This is a genomic window from Desulfobulbaceae bacterium (genome assembly GCA_013792005.1).
Classification (GTDB): domain Bacteria; phylum Desulfobacterota; class Desulfobulbia; order Desulfobulbales; family VMSU01; genus VMSU01.
This window is the reverse complement of sequence record VMSU01000035.1, coordinates 17631-38384: the sequence shown is the minus strand read 5'-3', so window position 1 is coordinate 38384 and position 20754 is coordinate 17631. Positions and strand designations below refer to the sequence as shown.

At 51.2% G+C, this 20754-nt stretch carries 12 protein-coding genes; all 12 read right to left on the bottom strand.

Translation table 11 applies throughout. The annotated features are described in order from the left end of the window. Positions 1 to 2014: TonB-dependent receptor (locus FP815_02140; protein MBA3013733.1), on the bottom strand; the 2014-nt coding region annotated here is incomplete at its 3' end. Between the two features lie 365 nt (positions 2015 to 2379). After that, on the bottom strand, positions 2380 to 2796 hold the full coding sequence (locus tag FP815_02135) for a hypothetical protein (GenBank protein MBA3013732.1): 417 nt from the start codon (positions 2794 to 2796) through the stop codon (positions 2380 to 2382). A 130-nt stretch (positions 2797 to 2926) separates the two neighbouring features. Further along, positions 2927 to 3130: a hypothetical protein gene (locus FP815_02130; protein ID MBA3013731.1), complete on the bottom strand. Its 204-nt coding sequence runs from the start codon at positions 3128 to 3130 to the stop codon at positions 2927 to 2929. 516 nt (positions 3131 to 3646) lie between these two features. After that, positions 3647 to 4441: a 23S rRNA (guanosine(2251)-2'-O)-methyltransferase RlmB gene (gene rlmB, locus FP815_02125; GenBank protein MBA3013730.1), complete on the bottom strand. Its 795-nt coding sequence runs from the start codon at positions 4439 to 4441 to the stop codon at positions 3647 to 3649. A gap of 2 nt (positions 4442 to 4443) precedes the next feature. Beyond that, positions 4444 to 5061 (bottom strand): guanylate kinase, encoded by a 618-nt coding sequence (locus FP815_02120; GenBank protein ID MBA3013729.1) that lies wholly within the window; start codon positions 5059 to 5061, stop codon positions 4444 to 4446. Further along, entirely contained in the window at positions 5058 to 5330 is a 273-nt protein-coding gene (locus FP815_02115; GenBank protein MBA3013728.1) for a DUF370 domain-containing protein, read from the bottom strand. Before FP815_02115 ends, FP815_02120 begins: the two co-directional genes overlap by 4 nt. 21 nt (positions 5331 to 5351) lie before the next feature. After that, positions 5352 to 6233, bottom strand: coding sequence for a YicC family protein (locus FP815_02110; protein ID MBA3013727.1), 882 nt, complete (start codon positions 6231 to 6233; stop codon positions 5352 to 5354). After that, entirely contained in the window at positions 6230 to 7216 is a 987-nt protein-coding gene (gene rfaE1, locus FP815_02105) for a D-glycero-beta-D-manno-heptose-7-phosphate kinase (GenBank protein MBA3013726.1), read from the bottom strand. The genes FP815_02110 and rfaE1 overlap by 4 nt, the downstream gene beginning before the upstream one ends. Then, a complete protein-coding gene (locus FP815_02100) occupies positions 7197 to 8711 on the bottom strand; it encodes a hypothetical protein (GenBank protein ID MBA3013725.1) in 1515 nt (504 codons plus the stop codon). Before FP815_02100 ends, rfaE1 begins: the two co-directional genes overlap by 20 nt. Before the next feature lie 22 nt (positions 8712 to 8733). Next, positions 8734 to 9810 carry a 3-isopropylmalate dehydrogenase gene (gene leuB, locus FP815_02095; GenBank protein MBA3013724.1) on the bottom strand — a complete coding sequence of 359 codons (1077 nt, stop codon included), beginning with the start codon at positions 9808 to 9810 and terminating at the stop codon, positions 8734 to 8736. 247 nt (positions 9811 to 10057) lie between these two features. Continuing rightward, positions 10058 to 10546, bottom strand: a complete 489-nt coding sequence (locus tag FP815_02090; GenBank protein MBA3013723.1) for a PEP-CTERM sorting domain-containing protein — start codon at positions 10544 to 10546, stop codon at positions 10058 to 10060. An 812-nt stretch (positions 10547 to 11358) separates the two neighbouring features. After that, positions 11359 to 20421: a hypothetical protein gene (locus FP815_02085; protein ID MBA3013722.1), complete on the bottom strand. Its 9063-nt coding sequence runs from the start codon at positions 20419 to 20421 to the stop codon at positions 11359 to 11361. Between the last annotated feature and the right edge of the window lie 333 nt (positions 20422 to 20754).

Below are 20754 nucleotides of genomic sequence, written 5' to 3'. Positions count from 1 at the left end.
GGGACTCGACAGCCCCCATGAAGCCAACAAACAAATCCTTTGTAAACTGATGCCCCACATGAAACTTGACCATGTGCACGGGGTAGCGTGTCCAGGTATCATCGGCATTGGCGACCCGAATATCGCGCTCGTAAGAATCAATGGGCCGAGCAAAGCTGTACGAAGCGCCTAACTCCCAGGTCACTACCGGATGGTATTCCAGCGTCAAATCACCACCCACTGAGGTGAGTTTTTCTGCGCTATTGGTAAAGGCCCCAAACTCACCGATATCGGGGTTATGTCCATGGAGCTTGTCATATTGATTATAATACATCGCGATGGAGACATCGAGAGTCCTATTCCAAAGGCCCAGTAACGAATAATCGGCTTCGTAGCTAACTGAATCTTCTGCCTCAACCTGTAGATTATCGATATAAGAAGAACTTATGTGCGCGCCCCACTGTTGAGGCCAAGCATCGGCAAAACGAAACCCCTCCTGATATGACAGTTTAGCAGTCTGCTGGGGGGTAACCTTGTAAGACAGGGCCAAACGTTTTGTCAGGGCATCGACATCTTCAGGTCCAGAATAAGGCCCATCATTAAAGGGAGGTATTGTATCAATCGTGTCAGCAAAGAAGGTACGGTCATAGCGCAGACCGGGCAATACAGTGAAATCGCCAATTACTAACTGATCTTCGACAAAGAGACCTATCGAATTCCACCGCCAGGGGAAGACTTTAAATTCCAGCGATGACACCTCGGCGCCCCAGGCGATGGTCTGATTCCTAGCCCCGGTGTAGGTATGGATCAAGGTTGTCCCAAGATGAATCTCATCACCGTATGTATATTCAGACCCACAGTTATTTGCCGGACACTTACTGGGATCCCCCAGATTTGAGTTCAAAGGAATCCCCAGTCTCTCTGCCTCATCGCGAAGGAAATCGCTAAACACCGAAGTGGTCTTGATCGTTTGATAGTAAGGGGTCAGTTTCACCTCATTCTGATCATTGATCTGAAACAGCAACTGCGGGGACACCAGGAAATTATCTGCCTGTTGTTCGTAGAACGGAGAGTATCGTCCACCTTGAGCAGTCGCGGCAAGAGCCACCTCATCCGCCCACATGGCACCTGGGCTCAAGTACTCCCCCAGCACCGGGTCGACATTAGAGCTATGACTACGAAGAATTTTAAGATCAAGCTGAAACCCATCTTCCTTCCTGCCTAATTGCCCCCGGAACGAAAACTTATAATCATCGTCGGTGCGGCCTACCCTAACGTTATCGAGAAAAGTATCTGACGGCACACCGGTCACCCCAGTTAACGTTGACCACTCCTCTTTGGGAACGGTGTAATTGGGGCGAACGCCATTGCTCTTGTCATAGCCGGCATAGAAAAAAATGTTGGCCTTGGGGCTGACCACCTGTCCATAACTGCCCTCGGCTAACCGAGAGTCCCCGCTGCCGTATGAGGTATGCATCCTGACCCCTTCCTTACTCTCCCCGGTGGCGCTGACCATATTAAGATAGCCGTTGATGGCCCCCGATCCATGCTGCAGCGCCCCCGGACCAGAGGCGACCTCGACCCGATCAATATCGCCAAGCAACGGGCTTGACAGTTCCGAACCATTAATACCGACAAAGAAGCGATTATTCATCTTGAGGTTATCCCGCAGCAGCAAAGTCTTGCCCGAGTTGTCGATCTGAATTCCCCGGACCCCGACCGTCGTTCCCTGGGTGCCATGGATTATGGTAGAGAAGGCTGGGGCCATTCGATTAAGGTATTCAGCAAGAGAGCGAACATTGTAACGATCCAGTTGCTCCTTGGTAACCACATAGTTCAAACCGGGAGCCTGATCCCACGGCATGGCAAAAAGTCCTGCCGACTGGATGGGGATCTGGGAAAGATCATCCATCGAAAGGTTCAAAAGATAGTCATACATCTCTGACGACTCATCGCCAGCAGCCTCAGCGTGAAGAAGCCCCCCTGTCAGCACCACCAGCACGGCAGCAAAGATTACCAATACACTCTGTTTCACTCTGAGTCTCTCCTTCAAGGAAATTTTAAATTACCATCAACTCCAACACAGGCGCCGTGCCCTATAACCAAGCTCTCGATGCAGAGGTCAAAGACTGGTTATCTATACAGCAGAAAAAGCATCTTTGCAAAAGATGATCAGATCCCCGTCACTAAACAATTATGATTTCGATGAATGCAGGACAGAACAGCGGGATACCTAGACCAGCAAGACAATACGGCGGTCTAGCTCCATGGAGGGAGTACACAATTAAAGGGAGGAGATGGTGTGTGGAAGCGGCCCGTCAAGCAGAACAAAACCAGCAATGAGACATTGGCGATTGGCCACTGTCTCATTATCTACGACATGGAATAAAAAGTCTTAACTCATGCCGCTTGCCGACTGAGATGGGCAACTAACGCGACATCAACGGCAGCATTTTCAGCATCAGTAAAGTAGAGACCTCCAAACTTGTTGGTGCAATCGGGACAGCCCCTCAACCAAAGGACGTGGTGCCGATAATGGTTCCTGGCTATACGTCTATTGACCCAGCGACTCGCATTGCACTCAAAGCAATAGAGCAAGGTCCACTCTTCGCCTACCAAGGCAAGGGCGCACTCCTGACAGACGGGGAGCACTAAATCTCGGTCCGGGATAATTATTTCCGCTCTGGCATCACCAAAGGGGATGACAAGATAATCACAGGCTTGATAATCTTCCGGCTTGGTCTTCGGACCGTGGTTCAAACCACAATGCTCACCTTCCAACTCACTCAACAATCTTACAACATCTATGGTATCCATACATTCACCTCATCACAAATGATGTGGCCAGGGAGTAATTCCGTATCATTTCCACGATCAGAATCACCACTGCTGACTAATGACGTTTGCGGTTTTTTGTCATTGACCTATTGGACAGCCCTCTTCTGGTTCACACAGAACCACACATAGCGACAAAATTTTCGCACTCACGTTTATTGGCAAACGGACAGCTCTCCTTTTGAAACCATCGCATCTTCGGACACCAGTAACGATCCTTAAAAGGCTCATTACACCCGTGTAAAGTGAGCTTCCGGCGCTCTTTGTTCCCGATCTTGACAACATTTCCCTGGATTGAAAATTCCCATACAGTCATTTTTCAGCCCTCCCGAGTCAAGTGAACAAACCTGATATGCGCTTTCTTATACCAGGGGGACATCTGTCCTGATGGCTAACCGACTGTGATAGTTCGGCGGCCCCAGTTTCAGATTCAACTTAATCATAGTCCCTAGTATATTTATCGGCAGGTCATGCGCAATCGATAAACAGTTTTTTGATGTGCATCAGGACAAGCTGGAATCGATGAAAACAGCAAAGAGAAAAACAGCATGAAAAAATCCACCTTCCCTGCATTGCCAACTCGTCAGGGTGCAAAAATCACTCCACAAACAGCGCCACCGCATACCACCGCGTAGGAGGTTCAATAATAGAAATGATTCACAAGAAGTAAAGAAGGAAAGAAAATATCAAGAAATCAGGGGAAAATCAGGAAGGGAAAAAAGCCTGTCATTCCCTGCCATCGTCACGACAGAGGCCAGCAGGCACACAAGAAACAGAACCAAAATATCCAAAAAATCGGAAAAAGGTTGTTAATGAGGGGGGATTCAGGGTTTTATGACCCTTGCTGACGAACGATCTCGAACATGATGACCGCAGCAGCCACAGAGGCATTTAACGAATCAACATCGCTACGCATAGGAATAGAAACGAGAAAATCGCACTGTTTTTTAACCAGAGGCCGGATACCGCTTCGCTCCCCCCCGATCACCAGACAGACTGGACCACTAAAATCAACCTCATAAATCGTCTTGTCTGCACTGCCGTCAGCCCCAAAGACCCAAAAGCCGGAATCTTTAAGCTGCTGCAAGGCCGCTGCCATATTCGTCACCGGACACAGAGGAAGATGGGCTATGGCGCCTACCGAGACCTTCGCCACCGTTCCGGAGAGTGGAGCCGAGCGATCCTTGGTATAAAGAATCGCCAACGCCCCGGCAGCGGAGGCGGATCGGATCATGGCCCCAAAATTATGGGGATCCTGAATGGTATCCAAGGCCAGAACCAGGGCCGGACCCGTCCCCTCCCGGCGTGCGGCAATGACCTCGGCCATACTTACAGTTGCCACCGGTTTTGTCCGGGCCTGCACCCCCTGCACTGTCGCCTGCTCCGGAGTGCCAGAAAAGGGAGACTCGGCAAGATGCCACGAGACACCCTGCCGATCAGCCAACTCCACCAGATCCTTGACCTTAGTATGAGTGGCCTTCAGAATGCGCAACTCAATAATCCTGTCCGGCGCGCTCTGCAGAAGCTCCATCACCGGATGAATGCCCCAGATCAAATCGGTCCGCTCTGGTTGCCCCGTTCTCCCTGATCCGGCAGGTCCTACTTTCTTTTTGTTATTAGAAGCCATGATTAGTCCTTCAGAAGAGAGAGATCAAGCATCCTGCCGTCATACCCACGGCGAGCAAAGGCCCGTTTTTCAAGGATGATACTAGTCAACATGGCCCGTGCCTGCTCCAGGTCATTATTAACAATAAGATAATCGTATTGATCTGCGGATTGAAGCTCCGTGCTGGCATTCCGTAAGCGCAGAGCAATAGTACTCGCCTCTTCAGTCTGCCGACCGATCAAACGGCGCTCCAATTCTACCAATGATGGCGGTGCGATAAAAATAAAGGTGGCGAGCAGATCTTTACTGGCACGGAGTTGCTGGGCTCCCTGAACATCGATATCGAGAATAATATCCTGCCCTTGCGCAAGCTGCGTCTCCACAGCCCGTCGACTGGTGCCGTAACAGTTGCCATGAACCTCCGCCCATTCTAGGAAATCGCCCTCCTCACGTAGAGCAGTAAAGCCAGCGGCATCAACAAAAAAATAATCCCTGCCATCGACTTCACCTGCCCGCGGTTTACGCGTCGTGTGCGACACAGAAAAAGACAAGGCCGGCAAGGTCTTAAGGATCGGCTTGAGAAGAGTGGTCTTTCCGGCCCCGGAAGGCGCAGAAACAACAAAAAGGTTCCCCGCGGTCATGGCAACTCCTCATCCGACCCCTGATCGGCCAGGGGTTGAAAACGCTGGGTCAAGGTCTCGGTCTGCACCGAAGACAACACCACATGATTCGAGTCCATTACCAGAATCGCCCTGGTCCGACGGCCTTCGGTTGCGTCGACCAGTTTACCAGCATTTTTGGCCTCATCTTTCAATTTCTTCATCGGTGAGGACTTAGGATTAACAATCGCGATTACCCGTCCCGCCATCACCGCATTCCCAAAACCAATATTGATTAAACGTCTATCCATAGCACCCTCCCTAACCCGCCCCTACTCCAGATTCTGCACCTGCTCGCGAATCTTCTCCACCTCATTCTTCAGGTCAACCGTTTTATGAGTAATCTCGGTATCGTTAATCTTTGAGGCCATGGTATTGATCTCCCGTAAAAATTCCTGCATCAGAAAATCCATTCGCCGACCCGCAGGTTCATCCGAGTCCATAAACGCCTTAAATTGCTGAATATGACTCCGTAACCGGACCAGTTCCTCGGTAACATCATAACGGTCGGCCATGATTGCGATCTCTTGAGCCAGACGGATCGGATCTAAATCAACTCCTTGCAACAGGAGAGCCAACCGCTCCTTTAATTGCCCCTCACGCCTACCCACCAATCCGGGGATGGCCTCACCGATACGATTCACCGTTACCTCAAAACCCTCAAGCCGAGTGAGGAGTTCCTCCTTCAAACTCTGGCCCTCGTCGGCCCGCATCTGCAAACACGCGGACACAGCGGCAACCACAGCCTCACGGATTTCGCCCCAGACCTCATCCAGATTCTCATCGACTTCGTCTTCAGTGATCACGTCAGGAAGAGAAGCCAACATGGCCAGCGAGGGCTTACCCTCCAAATTGAAAGATCGTTGCAGCTCTTCAAGACACGCCATATACTGACCGGCAAGATCCAGATTCACCCTGGCCTGAGCGCCTTGCCCCCGCCCCCCTAAGAGCGAAACCACGACCTCAATGTGCCCCCGGGAAAAGACCGCAGCAACTTCCTTTTTGATTCTATCCTCGAGAATCGCATACTCTCTGGGCATCTTGACCCTGACATCACAAAACCGATGATTCACCGAGCGGAGTTCGACCGTCCATCGCCGCTCTCCCCCGGACTCTCCCCGGCCAAAGGCTGTCATACTGTACGGTCGTTTCATTTCATGGCCCTCAACAATTCTTGCTGAGTAACAATCGCAGTACCGATCTTCCCGACCACGATACCAGCGGCAACATTAGCCAAAGTGGCGGCCTCCGCGAAACTGAGTCCGGTTGAAAGCCCCAGGGCCAGAGCAGCGATGACGGTATCACCGGCGCCGGTGACATCAAAGACTTCCTTGGCCACAGTAGGAATGGTAATCAACGGTTTACCCTTCTCAAACAAGGCCATACCGGCCTCGCCACGAGTGATCAAAACCGCCTGGCTGTCAAATTTTTCGAGTAATACCTCTCCGGCAGCCCTCAGGGTCGTGTCATCGACAATCCTGATCCCGGAGAGTTGTTCGGCCTCATGGTGATTGGGGGTAATAATAGTCGCTCCATGAAAACGCTCGGGCTGACAAGGTTTAGGATCAACAATCATTGGAATGCCGGGATAACTGCGCAGGCACTCTCGGAGATGGTCCATCAAGACAGGGGCGATAATCCCCTTGGCATAATCGGAAACGATAACCGCCTGAAAGCTCCCTAAATTACGATCAATAAACTCTTTAATCGCCTCTAAACCATCGCCATCAACCACCCCGGTGCTTTCCCGATCAAATCGAACCACCTGTTGTCCGTGGGCCACAATCCTAGTCTTAATCGTAGTCGGCCGATCGGCAAGCCGGACAATCCCAGCTGTTGACGAAGGGAGCTTCGTAATCAACTCAAGAAGGCAATCACCCATGGCATCTTGACCGACAACCCCGCAGATAGTGGCCTGAGCGCCCAAGCCGTAGATGTTATGCAGGACATTGGCCGATCCGCCAAGAAGCAGATTGTCGTGAGTAACATTGACTACCGGCACCGGAGCCTCTGGCGAAATACGGGAAACAGTCCCCCAGATAAAATTATCGACAATCAAATCGCCAATAACCAGAATATGAGCATCATGAAAGGCATTAAGGGCATCCCGAAGACGCTTATTCTTTATCAAAGTCATAATTCTCCTTCTGCAATCGCCCGTCCCTGATTTCGGCGACGGCCCGGATAACAGTTTGGATCAATAGCTCAGTCGCTTCATTGGTTGAGACAGAGCCTCTGATCGGAATGGTTATACTGCCAGGAACATCTGGGGACCACCGCTGGATGAAACGCTGTGACGGCGCCCCTGAAAAAATAATCACCGCAGGTGTCCTAGTGGCGGCAGCCAAATGTTGCCCACAGGAATCATAGCCGACAAAACAATCCCCTGCATCAATCATCTTGCCCAACGAACCCAGCACGCCGGTAAATACTATCAAGCCATGACCAAAGGCAGGACAATACCCCTGCAACTCGGTCTCAGCAAGACGGACAGCAGGCAAACCTAACCCCAACACAGAGTCAAAATGGCTGGTTACCCACTGCTCCTTCTGCTCCCCCCGACCGGTATCAAGGATTACGACAGTGCCCGGAATACCAAGCAGTTTCGAAACTAGACCGGTCTCGAATTCATCATGAACCCTTTTGCGGGGATCGTTCCCCACTCCGAAATTGACTGTCACCACCAAGCGGCAGCCAAGACCATACAGAGACTGAACAAACGAGTGGTAGTCCTCGCCGTTGCTGGGAAAAACAATTGATGGCTGCCATCGCTCTTTCTCATCGAGGAGAAGATTCAACCATTCATTGGTAAGGACAGAAAGATTACAACCAGCAAATTCCTGTTTAGGGTGGAACCGGGAGGGAAAATAGCAGGTATTATCACCAGGAAGCAACGGGAGAAGTCCTAATTGACTGAGCCGGGTATCAGGATCAAACAGAAGAACCTCATGCGCACTCAAGCCCTCGCACTCCTCCGCCACAACCTCTAGAAGCCGGGGCCAGGAAGTCATCTTTACGAAAAGCCCGCCATCGTTCTTATAGACAAAATCCCGATATCGGCAATCAGCGACAGAGGCAAAAAGTTCGACAAGATGGCCCGGCCCGATCAGGACCAATTCCGTGTGGGGAAGACGCTTGCGCAGACGATGAACGATCACACTCGTGATAGCAATATCAGCGCCTGCCGTCACCCGAGAAAGGACAAACACCTTACGGAGAGTATCAAGGCGGTCCGGACCTAGCTGCCTTGGCTGACTTACCCTCAGATAACGCTGAAGAAGGGCATCACCATCGGCAAAACCAAAATCGTTAAGCCGACAGTCCAGTTCCGCCCCTTGCGGTGTTACTCTGAGCCATTGGAGAATACGGGACAACACCAAATTTCCTGCTGTCACGCCCTCGTCAGAAAAATCATCGCAGAACTGTTCGATAATACCGCCAAAAATAGCCGCCGTTGCCGCCTTGGCCACCTGTGAATCAGCACTGACCGCCCACTCACAGAGCCTGTCGACATACGTAAAATCAAGCTGCCCGACGTCCCTCCACCCTTCACCCATAAACGCATGCACCGTATCCCGGACAAAGGAAAGCGATGGATCCCGCCGTTGATACATGGGCGAAGAGTTAGTCATGATAGCGTCGCAAACACAATCCCTACGCCAAGCAAGCAACGATAGCGTCACCCATGGCAACAGTGCCCACGGTACGACTTTTGTCGGTAGCGATATCAGGGGTATGAATCCCGTTCTCAAGCACCTGGGAGACCGCCTGCTCGATAGCGACTGCCGCCTGTTCCTCCCCTAAGCTGTAGCGCAGCATCATCGCAGCAGAAAGAATCTGGGCGATGGGATTGGCAATGCCCTTGCCCATGATATCCGGGGCCGAACCACCGGCCGGCTCATAAAGCCCAAATCCGGTCTCATTGAGACTGGCCGAGGCCAGAAGTCCCATGGAACCAGTCATCATCGCACATTCGTCGGAGATAATATCCCCGAACATATTGCCACAGAGCATGACATCAAACTGATGCGGGTTCTTGATCAACTGCATGGTGGCATTGTCGACATAGATGTGATTGAGAGTAATGTCAGGGTAATCGACAGCCACCTCTTTCACCACCTGCCGCCAGAGGACCATGGTGGTGAGGACGTTGGCCTTGTCCACCGAAGTCACCAGCTTACGCCTGCCCCGAGCAGCATCAAAGGCCTTGCGGGCGATGCGGTCAATCTCCGCCCTGGTATAGACCATGGTGTCATAGGCCTTCTCCTCCATGCCCTGGCCTTCGCGGCCCTTAGGCTGGCCAAAGTAGATATCACCAGTAAGTTCACGCACACAAAGGATGTCAAAACCCTCTCCAACGATATCTGGCCGCAGAGGACAAGCAGCGACCAGGGACTTAAACACCTTAGCCGGCCTGAGATTACAAAAAAGCCTCAACTCTTTACGCAGGGGCAAAAGAGCAGCCCGTTCCGGCTGCTGCTCCGGCGGCAAGCTCTCCCACTTAGGCCCGCCCACCGAACCAAAAAGGACCGCGTCACTTGCCTTGCACAAGGCCAGGGTCGCGGCAGGCAGGGCTGCGCCATGGTTGTCAATGGCAATACCGCCGACATCGGCATACTCGTAGCTAAGAGCAATGGAAAACTTTTTCTGGATCGCGTCGAGGACCTTGATAGCCTCGACCATTACTTCCGGTCCAATACCGTCACCGGCCAGGATGGCAATTTTTTTCATGAGAGCACCTTCATAATTTGAAATTTAAAGTACCTTGAGAGAATCTAAGAACTTTGGTCGCCGAAACTACCACAAAACCGGAGAAAGGTAAACGGACAACTGGAGGGTTGGCAAGACGTGCTATGGAAGAGAAAGATCTCCGTCTTGCCAAAGAACACAACAACGACGAAAAAGACAAAAAAAAAGCAGTGTACCCCACCCATGTGGAGCACACTGCTCGGACCGCAGCAGTGTATAACAGTTGGAATTAGACGCTCTTCTTGCGGCGGATGGCAGCAAGACCGACCAGACCGGTGCCCAAGAGGAGCATGGTCGTTGGTTCGGGGACAGGATCAGGAGGTGGATAAGTTGAATATTTCCCGCTATTGTTATTTCCTGTAATGTTCACATGCATTACTGCATAAATACCCTTTGTAGACTGATCATTAAAATCACTCTCCACCAAGTTCGTGCCGCTAATATCATAAACAGAGGTACGATCATGATATAGATCCCCTAATGACCCTGATGTATTATACCTAAAATTAATATCAAAAATGCCGGCAAAGGAAACATTATCTCCAGCAATAATGCCTTCTGTTGCCACTCCTGACACATAAGCAAACGACAAATCCCCAAATGCCTTAGCACTATTGAACCAAATATCTGATATCTTGCCGGTTCCTGTCGGCATTCCACCTGCATCGATAGTCAATCGTACGGTGCCAGTGCCAATACCGTGTTGTTCGAACGTCATTATTAAGGCATCTCTGGGTAAGATGGCTCCTCCTCCACCAGAAAAATCAGCCCCTCCGAGGTTGAATATCAGAGTCGCATTTGCTATGGCCACAAAGCCAATTAAACTAAAAGCAAGAGTCATTAACCCAGTCTTTAATATTTTTTTCATTTTTACCTCCTCGAATATGCTTTTATCGGCACAACTAGATTCATTTCCATTGGTTTTCCATTAGAAAAGAAGCACTAATCACGCCAACTATCTCAATTTTGTTATCTTACAAAACCAGATAGTTGCAACAGCACCATGCCACCGACGACTCAATTCCTACCACAAAGCCGGAAAAAACGTCCTAAAAGATGGAAAAATAAGACAAATAGTTATTATTACAAATGGTTAGAAGACAGACAACTCCAACATCACCGCCAATCCGACCACCTCATCCGGGGCAAAACCAAAGTCCTCCCGCCAGATCTCGTCACTCTCCATACAGAGGCAGACACAGGCCCTGACCTCTGCCCACCTATCTCCAAGTAAATGCCAGCACAGTCCTACCCGACAAATACGAAATAGCTTTGTTTTCCCTCCAAGCAGGGGAAAAACCGACTCAACCAGGCGTCACGATTCATGAAAACGGAAGACGGCAATTGACGCTATTGGTGGAAAGAAACGCGCTTCACCCACAGACTTACACAAGCGTGTCTTACCCTTAAACCCTTTGAATACAAGCAATCAATAGTCTTAGCACCCCCTCACAAACCCAGCGTGACAATGCCACACACCTCAACAGAAAGGAGGACCATCCATCGAGATGGCCTTCCCGTTCATCACTATCAAGGAATGTATTCGTACGCCCCCTTGTCAAAGGACTCTACAGGCCGCAGGTTACCATCCAGATCATCGCTCGGCGCATTGGTGGCATCCCCAGTATTAATGCAGTTTGATGTGCCCTGAAGGTGATAGTTGCCATCGGTTGTCGCAGTTAAGGATGAGGCCCCGCTTTCCAAGACAAAGTCTACGTTTGTGCTGCTTTCGGTCAGATAGTTGGTATCTGTTGCTCCCCGTATTTCAATTTGGTTCATTGTTACGGCATTACCATAAATGATGCTGTTGTAGAGATGCTCCGTACCGGCACAATCCAATCCTCCGCCCTGGTGGGAATAGTTGTCCGCCACCGTACTGAAATAGAGGTTCAAGGTACCCTCGTTGCGGATACCGCCACCGTAGTTGTAGGTATTTACAATTCTGTTGCCGGTGATCAGGCAATTGGAGATAGTAGCAGTCGCAGCAGCGATAATCCGTATTCCCCCGCCACCTCCCGCCGTTGCGGAATTACCCTGGAGCTTGACCTTAGAGAGCGTCAAGGTGCTTGTGGCACCCGCCAAATAGATTCCTCCGCCGCCTAATGAACCGGTGCTGTTTGAATTTATGGTCGTAGCGGTAATGCTGTTGTTACTGGCAGTTGCCGACCCCAGATAGATACCACCCCCTCCCCTGTTGGACCCACCGGTATTCCCGCTTATCGAACCACCACTGATGGCAACTGGGGCCTGGTTGGCATAGACGCCGGCGCCGTTACCGCTTGAGCCCGTGGTATTGCCATCGATAGTTGCATTGGTAAAGGTCGAGGCATTGGAGATGGCTTCCAAGACAATACCGCCGCCGTTCTCCACAGAGGTGTTGGAATTCACGGTGCTATTACTGATTGCAAACGGCGTGGCAACAGTAGAGCCGGTCAAGTAAATACCACCGCCCCACTTGCCATTGGTGTTGCTATTCACCGTGCTGTTGTTTTCGATCAGCAGTGAAGACGTGGCGCCGCTCATGTAGATGCCGCCGCCATACCGCGTAGTCGGGATCACATTACTGCCCACATGGCTATTGCTGATCCGCACCGGCGCACTGGCGCTGTAGATACCGCCACCATAGCCGCCGGTGGTGCTATTGTTGATGATGCTCGAACCGGTGATCACCGTAACGTTGGTAATACTGTTGAGGAAAAGGCCGGCGCCGCTGTCAGAGCTCGCATTATAACTAATAGTGCTGTCAGTGATGACAAGGGCACCGGCGCTGGAGCCCGTGTAGTAGATAGCTGCGCCGAACTTGGCGGAGTTCGCCGCACCGGAACCGCCGATCGTGCTGCCAGTGATGGTCGCGCCGCTTGCCGCGCCGGTGATGTAAATAGCGCCGCCATTACGGTTAGTCGCAGCATTGGAGCGGACAGCACAGCTGTCGATGAACGGTATCCCGTTGCTGACGTAGATACCTGCCCCGCCGCTAACCGTGTCAGGCACGCTGGCGTTAACCGCCGAATTGCCTGTGATGATACTATTTTTAATGGTCGGAGTCGATCCGCTGACATAGATACCCCGCGCGTTGGCCCCAGTCGATCGGTTGTCAATGGTAAAGCCGTCGAGCACTGAACTCGAATTGGCCCCGGCATTAAAATAGACCACCGCCTCGTCCCCATTGCTGCCAGTAATGGAGGTACTGCCGGCGCCGTTCTCTGACGAGACAGTGAGATTCTTGCTGCCGTCGAAGGTGACCTTCTCCAGATAGCTCCCGTTCTTGACCAAGATAAAATCACCGTTGCTCGCCGCATTGATGGCGGACTGGAGCGAGGCAAAAGTGCACCCCGAGGCGCACACCGTAACCGTATTGGCCGCGGTCACCGTCTTCGCAGTAATCGGAGCGCCAACAGCTGCCATGGCGGCTCCGTCAAGAGAGTAGAACCGGTAAGGAATATTGCCAGCAGTGGGCAAGACAACCGTGGTGGTGTAGAGCTTTCCGGTGACGTAATCGCCGCCAGCAACCGGGGTCAGATCTACCTTTTCCCCGGCATCGTCGTAATCGGCATCATTATTCTTGTCCACCCAGACCTGAATTACAGAGGGTGCGCTGCCTTCGACATCGCTGTACTTGACTCGGAAGGTAAAATTCGTACCCGCCCCGCCGGTATCCGGGCTCACTCCATCAACGGAATACCCGGCCTCTCCGGTCCAGGCAAGGACCGGCGCGTTGTTCACTGCCCCAGTAACAGTAACCGTGGCACCGGCGGCAACCGGGGTGCCGCTGGCAGGGTCGGCACCATCGTAGGCCGTAAACTTATAATTAAGGACACCGTCACCCACATAGGCAAGGGGCAGAGTTTTAGTATAGATCTCGCTGTTGGCGAAATCACCGTCACCTCCCTCAATCGTCATGTCATACGTTTCACCTCCAGCGTACCCACCGCTGTCGTCCGTATCCACCCACAACATAACGGAGGTAGGAGCATTGTTATTGGCATCGGTATACTTAACCTTAAAGACAAAATTGCTATTGTGAGGTCCACTGTCGGGATTAACGCCATCACTGTTATAGTTGCCTCCATCGCCGAGCCAGGAAAGGACCGGGGCATCGTTGATGAGGGTGATGATGTTAGAGCTATTATCGATTGGACCTGCACCAGTCGCGTCACTCGTGCCATCCGATGCATAAAAACGATACGTCAAAGTTGAATCGACCGGCTTGGCAAGCACTATGGCCTTCTCATAAATCTCGCCGTTGGTATAAACGCCATCACCGCCAGCGGCCAAGGTCATATCGATCCTCTCGTCCAGAGCCGGATCGGCGCTGTCCGTGTATGTTCCGTTATCATCTTTGTCTACCCATACCTGAATGGAACTCGGGGCAGTGTTATCGCCGTCTGCATAGCTAATACGGAACGTATAAATCGCGCCGTGAATAAAACTTTCAGCATGAACTCCATCATCCACATAATTGGCCTCACCGGTCCAAGTCAGAATCGGCAGACTATTCACAACATAGACCATGTTATGGGTGGTTGGAGAACCGGTGGCATCGCTCAGACCATCGGAGGCATAAAAGCGATAACGGATATACCCGTCACCCATATAACCGATGGCAAGGGACTTGGTATAGATCTCACCGTTGGCAAAATTGTCGTCTCCACCGGAAACGGTCATGGCATACTTCTCGTTAGCATCATAGACGCCATTGTCGTTAGTATCTACCCAAACCTGAATAGTCGATGGAGCGGTGTTATCGACATCCATATATTGCACCCGAAAGACAAAAGTGCTGCCACCAGGGCCGCTATCCGGATTGACGCCATCAGTCGTATAGTTAGACTCGCTGGACCAGGAGAGAGTCGGAACGCTGTTCAGCGCCAAGACCTCATCGGCACCGATATCATCGCCGCCTCCTTGAGGCCTAAAATCACCATCGATGTCAATGGTCAGGTCGGTGCTGCCGGTATCCATGGCAACAGACGGCGACTTGATATGATAGTCCCCTCTTACCATACTGATGAAACCGGGATCCCCCTCTGAGATATAACCGATAATCACTGGTGTAATGCTGCCGGTAAAATACGGCGCATTGGTGTAGACGGAGTCTCCGTTATTTGACATCACCGTATCAGTGATGGTGAGAGAACCAGCACTGTTGGTGTGGATAATGTGCCCCTCGATAGCTGCCGTATTATTCCACAGGATAGTATCTTCCATGGTCACGTTGGTGTTTTGAAAGAAGCCCACGCCACCCCGGCTGACATCAGAGGAGTTATCCGCGATAGTGGAATTCCTGATGGTCACTGTGCCGCCGGTAGCATAAAAAGCCCCACCGCCACGGCCATAACCGTCGTCACCGGTAGCATGATTTTGGGCAACAATCGTGTTCTCCATGGTAAGGTTAAACGTGGCATTGCCACTATAAATGGCACCACCCAAGGTCGCGGAATTAGCAATAAACTGCGACCGCGAAAAGACCGAAGTCGCGCCATTGCAAAGCATTCCGCGATTGGTGCTCTCTTTAATGAGGCAACCGGTGAAAGTGGCGCTGCTATTTTGCAAGAAGATCCCGTTACCGTTGTTGCGGATAATCGTATTGATAAACTGATGTCCGGTCCGCGACGTCATGTAAACGCCCGTCGTGTTCCCGTATATTTCCGAATTTTCTACAACAATACTTCCAGCAGTGGCCCCGAAGCTTATTCCGGCGCTAACACTGGCAATCTTACTATTCTTAATTCGCGTCGTCCCGGTGATGCTATTAGTCGCCACACCGTTAGTGCCGCCCAAAATCGTGAAACCGTCAACTGTGTTATCGCCACAATTCTGAAAAAACACCAGATTGCCCGCACCGGTAATAACTGTGAGATCGGCACCGCAGACAGCCCGAACCGTGACATTGCTTCTGCTCGTCAGATTCACAGTTCCGTAGGTCCCTTCATAGACAAAAATGGTAATATTGTCATTGGTGCCGATGGCGCTCTGAATATCAGCATACCAGGGATTTCCACCACCACCGGAACGTACACCCTTGGCATTGGCGGTGCTCACCACAGTAACGATGCTGTCTGTGGTAGTTGGTGTGCCAATAGCGTTGTAAGCAGGAGTTGCACTGTCTGCAGCGGCAAAGCGGAATTTCAAGGCACCGTCGCCTGCATAAGCGAGGGCAGTTGTATAGGTATAGACCTCGCTGTTGGCGTAATTACCGTCTCCGCCTGCGACCAGGGTCATGTTCTGCTTCTCGCCATTATCGAGGTAATCGCCGTCGTCATTAGTATCGATCCAGACCTGAATCACACTCGGCGCCTGGTTATCTGGATCCGTATAGGTCGTTCTGAACTCAAAATTTCCGGTGGCAAGCCCGGTTGCCGGCTTGACGCTACCCGTGAAACAACTTCCGCTCACCCAGTCAAGCGATGGCGGACTGTTGACCGCCGATACCACCGTGACCACACTTTTATTCACCGGCCCGGCAGTGCTAGAAGCCAGATCAGTGCCATCCGAGGCGCGAAAGGTGAAAGCGAGATCACCGTCGCCAGCATAGGTCAGGGGAGTACTCAGCGAATAGACCCTACCGCTCGAACAGGCATTGGCATCGGCCGCGGACATATCAATTTTTTCTTCGGCATCGCCATAGTCACCATCATCATTTCTATCAATCCATACCTGGATATCACTGGCGGCAGGGGGACACTCGTTATCGGTATCGACATACTTAATCCTGAAGGTAAAAGTGCTGCCATTACCGCCGGTATCGGGATTGACGCCATCAGCAACATAATAACTCTCTTCGGTCCAGGTCAGAACGGGCTTCACATTGGATACACTTACGATACCGTTAGCAACAGCAGAACCGACGGCATCGCTGGTTCCATCATTGGCATAAAATCTGTAATTAAAAGTATTATCTCCTGCTTTGGCCAAGACCAAGCTCTTAGTATATATCTTGCCGTCAACAAAATTAATATCCATACCCACGAAAGCGGTCATGTCATATTTTTCACCGGCGTCATACACGCCGTTATCGTTTACATCCACCCAGACCTGTATTACTGACGGTGCGATATTGTTGGCATTAGCATAGGAGACTCGAAACACGAAAATGCTGTTAGCACCGGCAGCATCAGGACTCACTCCGTCAGACAGATAACCCGTTTCTCCAGTAAAGCTTACCACTGGTATTTGCTTAACATTTTGGAACGGAACCCGATATTCAGGTGTCGTGTTATTGCTGCCATGGCAATGAGCACAAAGATTTACCGAGGTCAACCCTCGCCACAACGTGCCGGTACTGGCCGAAAGCGGAAGATTCTCGGGGACCGGCGGATTCGGGTAGGATGAATTGTAGGAAACAATGGCGTCGTTGTTGTACCAAATCATAAGGCCAGGTTCCCGGTTAGTAAGTTTTCCGTCTCTAACCATGGCCAGCCTGGATGAGCCATGCACATTATGACAAACCACGCAGGTCATTCGGCTGTTATTGGTGCCGTCCCAGTCAGCGGAATACTTAATACTGTTCTGATTCATGTGATATTCGTGACGGTTAACCCCGTCGGTGATCAGATTGGTATTCATGTCGGCGCCATTAAGGAATGGCCCGGAGGCATGACAGTTCAAGCAAAGTCTTGAAGCGTTCTCGGTGTTTGCTGTATTCACCGGCCAGGGAACAAGCAGAGGCTCACGCCCGCTAACACCGGACCCGGTACCCACCGCAAGCAATTTAAGCCTGTAACCTTGACGATAGGCGCTCGGATCGGTGGCAGAACTGTTGTTATCATTGAAGGTTCTGGCATCGCTATCGATATGGGCTGCCGTATAATCGTGGCAGGCATCGCACTTTACCGGACGACCTGCCAAGGTTTCCACCCCACCCTTAGACGGGAAATTGTTGCCAGCGGATAAACCGTGACCTGTTTTATAATAGCCCCAACCAGTCCCGTAAGTATATGCCCCACCCTCATCACCAATAACGTTGGGTGCGGTTATGCCGCTGATAATCGAAGCATTCTCATCATGACAAGTAGCGCACCATTTTTCCTTGCCAGCTTTCAATGAGCTATTAGCTTCGTATACCCCATTCTGCCAATTCTCCTTGGCGCCGACTACAGGATCATTGACTCCGTCATAGGTGCCGCCCGGACTATGGCAGCTATTGCAGACCGTAGTTGGAGTTCCACTTTTGTAGGCGCTATACGACACACCATCTGCAAGATCAGGCATGCTTGAAGTATTATGGCAGCTATTACAGCCGATATTCGGCCCACGGAGGTCATCGGCATCATTTTCTGTATGGGTCGAGTGAGTGGCAAAGGTACCCTTACCGCCGGTTACTCCACCATAACCGACATCATGGCCATGACACCCCTGGCAAGTCGCTACATCGCCGCTACCACCGCCGTGATTAAAGGCATATCGGTCAACAGTCCCAGTCCCATGCAGATGACAGCTGACACAGGGGCTATCGGTAAAGTGGCCATTAGCTCCGCTATCGTTTTTATAATACGTAGTGCTCGCATGGCAAACCTGGCAGATACCGGTAAAAGGTGAAGTGGTTCTGGCATAATCGGAGGCACTCGTGTTGGCAGTAAATATAGGAGCAACAGTGGCCGTTGGCCTGCCGTAGGTATCAGCCTTGTCTTTAACTACTGCAGCCTGGATCATGAAGATATTACCAGTCGTACCTGCCCGATCGCCATGGGGATCATGGCAGTCCCAGCACAGAGAACCTCCGTCATTACCAACCCCGTGCGACTGACCGTGATGATTCTTGTCGATTTTTATGGTGGCTGTATTCAGTGCCATAGGTCCACCGCCATCCGGATCATAACCAATGCCGGATGTACCATGGCAGGTCAGACAGGCATCATTCGCACCGTTGCCAAAGAGATTACTATTGGCCAACCGGAAAGGATTGACCTCTTCCCCATGGTTGATTGTAGCGTCATGGCAATAGGCACAAACGTTGCCACTGCCAGCCGCAGCGATCAAATTGGCAGCTGGATTGCCGGAGACCTCGTAAGTTCCAGTCGCCAACCCATGACCGGAAGCCAACCATTGCGCCTCATCAATTGAGGCAAGGACACCATTCCCGTAAGTATAATCATCAACGTCGCTGTCTCCGACGTGACAGATATAGCATGTAACCGTGCCCCCCCACTGCGGAGTCCCTGACCCATGACAGGCAGCAACCGAGCAGGTGGCTTCTGGTGAGTTTATAGCCTTATCAATCGGGTAGCCGAGATCGCCAGGATTGATTATATAAACATCGATATTGCCATCCAGATGCTGGTCCGGACCAGTGAGGCCTTGAACCGCGCCTTTGTGACAATTCGCACATTCAATCCCCACGGTTGCCAAATGCTTACTATGGGAACCGGATGAGGGAGAGACGGCATGACACTCCGAGCATTGCGGCGGGCTGACGGCCCCCCACTCGGGAGGGGCAACAAACACGCCCTTGCCGTTATCATGGCAGGGGGTGCATACCGAAGTGGCAGGAATAGTTTTCTGGCCATCGGCAAAGGTCGGAAACTGGCTGGTGTCATGGCATCCCGCACAGGTAGCTCTTACTAATCCTGCCGGATCGAGATGAGACGGGTGCGATCCTTTGGCGCCATGACACTCGGTAGTCGTGCCGCAGCCTGTGCCTGAACCACCAAGACCATGAGCAAATCCACTAGTATGGGCATGGCAGGCAATGCAGTTAAGAGCTGCTTGGTCGGTGTGGTCAAGACCCACACCCCCGACATTGACCTCGCCCGTATTGCGGAAATGGACAGCCTCGACATGACAGACCTGGCAAACGCCGGACGCAGGGGTCTCCAGATTAACAAATCCACCAAGTGGACTGAAAAATTTAACATCCTTGATCCCGCTGGTCGGGGTAACTATCTGACTTTTAATGAGTTGGCCGTAAATCAGTCCGAAGGAGTTGCTGCTTGCCGGATTTCCTAAAATGAAAGGAACAACGCTAACAGGATCGAGAATTCCGCTAACCACGATTTGGCTATCGGTTGCGGAGATGATAGAGAAGGTGTTGGTGGCTAGGGAAGAATCATGGACAAAAATCAACCCCCGACCGGATTGATTCTTTCTGCCCCAGTCCAGATCGTCAACCCCGACGCCATTGGCAGGCCATTCGGGATCACTGGTCGCGCCGGAATAGGTAATGGTGGACTGACCGGCCTGAGGAACGTCAACACTGACGCTGTCGATTGTCCCGGTAATCAGATACGGACTGGGAGATGTACCCACCCAGATGAGCTGCTCCTGATAGTGCGGATCATGACAGTCGATGCAGCCAATAGCCCAATTGCCGGCATGATAAACTATTGATCCCATGACCTGCGCAGAATGGGTTTGAACTACGGGAGCTGAGCCACCGACGTCGTGGCAAGACATGCAGACCGAACTGACAATAGACTTATATTCAGGGGCACTGAGTTGAGTACTCGGCGAATACTGCCACCACAAAGCGTAACTATGGCAATGGGTACATCGGATATTCCTTGTCTCGTTGTGTGGAGCGTCAATGACTGAGGCTTGGACAACAGCGCCAAACAATAACACAATGGCAACTATCATTAAGTGTATTTTTCTCATGGCCTCAAATCCTCCCCGTACGAAATATATTCGATAACGAAATCCAACGAACTCGGAAAAGAAAATATTTCCTCAGCGTATTAGTGACCTAGAAATACCAGGAACAACCCACTTCACTTCATATTGCACCTTTTCCTATTAACCGATTAACCCCGAATCGGTTACAATACTTACGTTTCTACAATCATCAATATGTTACCAATATGGTATCAAGAAAAACCTGCTGACGACACAGTTTATTTCATTTTTTTCATTTCAATAACACTTTCAATTAATTAAATTTATTAGTTAAATCATTAACAAATAAATCCATGGACCTCAGGGGAGAGCTTC